Here is a 4,218-nt window from a genome sequence, read left to right on the forward strand (position 1 = left end):
GCCTAAAGCCTAAAACACTAGGTCTTGTATTTATCATTATGTTGCTATTGAAATGGTGGAACGTGCAAGTAGAGTTTGCATTCAGATGGGCGAACCGAGGGCAAGGGGTATGGGGAGATCGCATTGTACGTGCATTTATTTCTATCGCTGTACTTGCTAGTGCCTTTACAATGAATCCATTGTATATGTTGTTACTAATTATACCTGTTGTATTTTATTTTATTTCCTGGAGCCGTCAACTGAAAGGACAACCTTTCCCATATGAGCACTTCGTGAAAATGGAACAAAATCGGATGTTACGTTTCTATCGATTTGCTAATTATTTTACAGATGTACCTCATATACAAGGAAGCATTCACCGTCGTCCATGGCTTAATGGATTGTACCGATTAGTGCCAAGTCATCAGAAGAATGCTCAAGACTATTTAGTATTCAGAACTTTCGTTCGTACTGATGATACGTTTTACTTATGGTTACGATTAACTTTACTGTCAGCTATAGGTGCAGCATTTATTGGCATTCCTATTGTTGTGATGATTTTTGTTGGAGCGTTAGCATTTGCTTCTGCGATTCAAATCAAGCAAGCACTGTCAGCATCTAGTGAATTCCGGATGGATATGCTTTTCCCAATTGCAGAAAATGCAAGAAACAATGGTATTTTAAAACTGGTGCGAGTGGTTCAAGTTTTACAAGCTTTGATTGTGCTAGTGACTTTAGTGATTGTTGGTGTGGAGCAAGCAAGTTTATACGCATTGCCTATCGTTGTATTGATTGTAAGTGAGATTACCTTACGGATGAGTAAATAATAATGAAAATAGTAAATGGTCTCATATCCCTATAGATTCAGGGGTATGAGACCATTATTATTTGAGCGTTAAGCGTGTGAATTGAAGTTATTCTTAATAAATCAAAAAGGTAATAATTTTTCAAGCGGCCCATTTGGCTGAATGATATCTTGAATGTCGAGGATGGGAATAGGGAAATATGGGAATCCCCAAACGTAGGGCGTGATTTCATAGAGTTGGAAATAAATAACCAGGGAATGGTCAGCAAGGTAGAAATCTTGATCGGGTCTAATTTTAGTGAATTCACCAAGAAGTTGGATTTCCCAATCTTTAATTTTCTGTTGAATAATTGACGATAAAGCCGTGACGTAATCACTATCTGGTTTGAATAAGTCCTTTAATTCGTACTGTTTCCCTGTTGTTACATCAAACGATAGGGATTTAACTATGGTCATGCCGTGTGCGCCACCTGTGAACGAATACACAGTTAGAGTCAAACTAAATATGTTCCTTTCATTTGTTTTGATTTCAAATTCTCCAACCATCTCTTGAAGGTTTGAATCATGATACCCAAGCTCAATCATTGTTTTATTTAATGTAGAAACAATGGTTGAGTTTATCTTTAATTCAGCCTGATGATTGGCCAAACCTATTACGAATGGATAAYAAACGGTAACTTTTGGCGTTTGTTTTTGAAGTGATTTGTAGCCAACTGAAACTGGCAAGTCCATGTATACATCCTTTCCAATAGGTAATTGGTATTTCTTTGGATCCTAGTCCTTATCTTCTACAACTTTTACTTTAAACGTACCTAAACCTAAAGAAGTAGAAAGTTGATTTGTTAGTTGCTCAATATATTTTTCAGCTTTTTTTCGGCTTGTATCGATTCCATGTAAAACAATCGTGATTTCTTTTTTATCCAAACTAAAAATCGTGTAAGCAATACTCCCGGTAGGTTTATATCCTTCATCTTTTAATTTAGTAATGAGCTCCTGTTGAAAGTTTGCATCAATCATTTTACTAGTGACGGTTTCAACCTCCTGTACATCACGGAGGTAAAGGTCCTGGTCAGATTCAGATGTTAGGGACGATAGGATAATAACCAAGACGACAATACAAAATAATGCGAAACCTAGCAGCAATACTCCTTTATTAGACCTTCTCATTCTGAGCCTCCGATTACACAGTTGTTTTTTAATAATATGCCTATAACCCTCGATTATTCGAATTATGGGTCAATGGTCAATCATTCTCCTGATAAAGATAGCTCATTTTAAAGTAACCTGTTATTAATGAAGTCATCCTTAAAGGCTCTTTATATCCATTTCGATAATAAGTTACAAAAAGAAAACCCGACACCTGATAAAAGGTGTCGGGCAACTTATTATTTTACTTCTTGATAATCTACAACTGCTGCTCCTAGCGTTTTTGCTGCGATTAACATAGCGCCTTCGTCAAAATCAAACTTCGGATGATGATGTGGGAATACTTCACCTTTTGGCTGAGCCCCAGTGAAGAAGAAAGTGCCTGGAACCTTTTCTAAGTAATAAGCAAAATCTTCACCGCCCATGTGTTGGTCAGATTCAAGAACATCGCTAACACCGGGTATTTGTTCTGCTACTTCTTTTAGGAACTGTGTTTCAGTTTCATGGTTAACGACAGCGTTATATCCGCGTTCGAATAAGAATTCATATGTGCAATCATTCGTAAGACACGTACCTTGTATAACACGTTCCATTTCTTTTTCGATTAAGTCACGAACTTCGGGGTTGAATGTGCGAACTGTGCCGATTAACTTCGCCGAATCTGCGATTACGTTAAATGCGTTGTGAGCAACGAATGAACCAACAGACAATACAGCTGATTCCACGGGATTTACGCGACGAGATACGATTTGTTGTAAGTTTGTGACGAGTTGAGCACCAATGACGATTGAATCTTTAGTTTGGTGGGGGCTTGCTCCATGTCCGCCACGTCCTTGAATGGTGATTTCGAATCGATCTGCCGCAGCCATTACTGGCCCAACGCGATATTCAATCGTCCCAGCAGGAGTCAATGACCATAAATGAGTTCCAAAAATCGCATCGACACCTTCTAAACATCCGGCTTCTATCATCGGTTTTGCTCCACCTGGGGCATACTCTTCAGCATGTTGATGTATAAGAACATACTCACCAGATAGTTGTTCACGCATTTCATGCAATGTTCTTCCTAGAACCAATAACGTAGCGGTATGACCATCGTGACCACATGCATGCATAACACCTGGGATCGTCGATTTGTACTCAACTTCTTTTTCATCTTGGATGGGTAATGCATCAAAGTCTGCTCGTAAAGCCACAGTTTTGCCGGGTAGTGCACCTTTTACACGAGCAACTACACCATTTCCACCAACATTTGGAGTGAAATCAATACCTAGTTCAGCATAAAAATCTTGTATATATTTTGCTGTATTGGTTTCTTGGAAAGAAACTTCTGGATGCATATGTAGATATCGGCGAATGATTTGCATTTCCTCAAAAGCAGTATCCAGTTTTTCGAATAATTGGTTTTTCATAATAAGCTCCTTTCGAATGTCGAAATAGTTTGAATGTTTGTTATTATAACATTAGGGATACTGCAGAACAATTGAAGTTTCAAAGTTTCACAAAACTGAGCAAAATTCGACTTTAAACGGAGAACAAAACCCTTAGTGAGAGACCTATTGATTAACGTGTGAAATTGGATGGTAGAAAATTGCTCGCAAAAAGGAGTTTTTCATGGTGCCAATCATAATAATCGAAACTTACATAGAAGCACCAGTCGAAGTATGTTTCGATTTTGCTCGCAACGTAGAAATCCATACGAAGACAACATCTCAAACGAAAGAACGAGCAGTCGATGGCACTACAGAGGGATTTTTGAAGAAGGGTGATGAAGTCACTTGGGAGTGAAACAAAGATTAACAGCCAAGATTTCGGAGATAGAAGAACCACAGTCATTTACTGACGTCATGGTAAAAGATGCTTTTCATTCTTTTACGCATACACACGAATTTATTGAGAATGGCTACGGAACGATTATGAAGGATATTTTTGAATATAAATCTCCTTTTGGCATCATCGGACAACTAGCCGATAAGTTGTTTTTGGAAAAGTATATGAGAAATTTTTTAGTATCTCGTGCGAGTGAATTGAAGAAATAGCAGAAATAAAGACCTATTTCGAATGAATAAAATCCAACTTTAATTATGAATTACCTGCATTCACAATAAAACTTCTTCTTCCATACACTATGACTATTGATTGAAAGGAGTGTGAATTTAATGAATGGTCAACCACAGCAATCGGTGGAGTACGTCAGCAGTTACGATCCGTATGTGTATCAAACATTAACGTCAATTATTGGAAAAAATATTGTTGTTCAGTTATCAAATAATAGTGCAGTGAAAGGA

At 37.8% G+C, this 4,218-nt stretch carries 5 protein-coding genes and 1 pseudogene; 3 read left to right on the plus strand and 3 right to left on the minus strand.

The window, feature by feature from the left end; genetic code table 11:
• On the plus strand, positions 1-806 hold an 806-nt coding region (locus AC1DOS_RS18385; protein WP_477538669.1), incomplete at its 5' end, for an ABC transporter permease.
• Between the two features lie 101 nt (positions 807-907).
• On the opposite strand, the gene AC1DOS_RS18390 is transcribed toward AC1DOS_RS18385, so the two are convergent.
• From AC1DOS_RS18390 to AC1DOS_RS18400, 3 genes are all read right to left on the minus strand, one after another.
• Positions 908-1,516 carry a DUF3298 and DUF4163 domain-containing protein gene (locus tag AC1DOS_RS18390; RefSeq protein ID WP_477538670.1) on the minus strand — a complete coding sequence of 203 codons (609 nt, stop codon included), beginning with the start codon at positions 1,514-1,516 and terminating at the stop codon, positions 908-910.
• Between the two features lie 42 nt (positions 1,517-1,558).
• Positions 1,559-1,951 carry an SPOR domain-containing protein gene (locus AC1DOS_RS18395; protein WP_477538671.1) on the minus strand — a complete coding sequence of 131 codons (393 nt, stop codon included), beginning with the start codon at positions 1,949-1,951 and terminating at the stop codon, positions 1,559-1,561.
• A 218-nt stretch (positions 1,952-2,169) separates the two neighbouring features.
• Positions 2,170-3,342, minus strand: coding sequence for a M20 family metallopeptidase (locus AC1DOS_RS18400; protein ID WP_477538672.1), 1,173 nt, complete (start codon positions 3,340-3,342; stop codon positions 2,170-2,172).
• Between the two features lie 202 nt (positions 3,343-3,544).
• Between AC1DOS_RS18400 and AC1DOS_RS18405 the strand changes: the two are divergent.
• Positions 3,545-3,969 (plus strand): annotated as a pseudogene (locus AC1DOS_RS18405) (SRPBCC family protein).
• A 120-nt stretch (positions 3,970-4,089) separates the two neighbouring features.
• Positions 4,090-4,218: DUF2642 domain-containing protein (locus AC1DOS_RS18410; protein ID WP_477538673.1), on the plus strand; the 129-nt coding region annotated here is incomplete at its 3' end.

The organism is Paenisporosarcina sp. P5_A11 (assembly GCF_056400705.1).

Excerpts from the sequence above, each read along its gene's own strand:
- AC1DOS_RS18395 (WP_477538671.1), bottom strand. The coding sequence starts at position 1,951 with ATGAGAAGGTCTAATAAAGGAGTATTGCTGCTAGGTTTCGCATTATTT.
- AC1DOS_RS18400 (WP_477538672.1), bottom strand. The coding sequence starts at position 3,342 with ATGAAAAACCAATTATTCGAAAAACTGGATACTGCTTTTGAGGAAATG.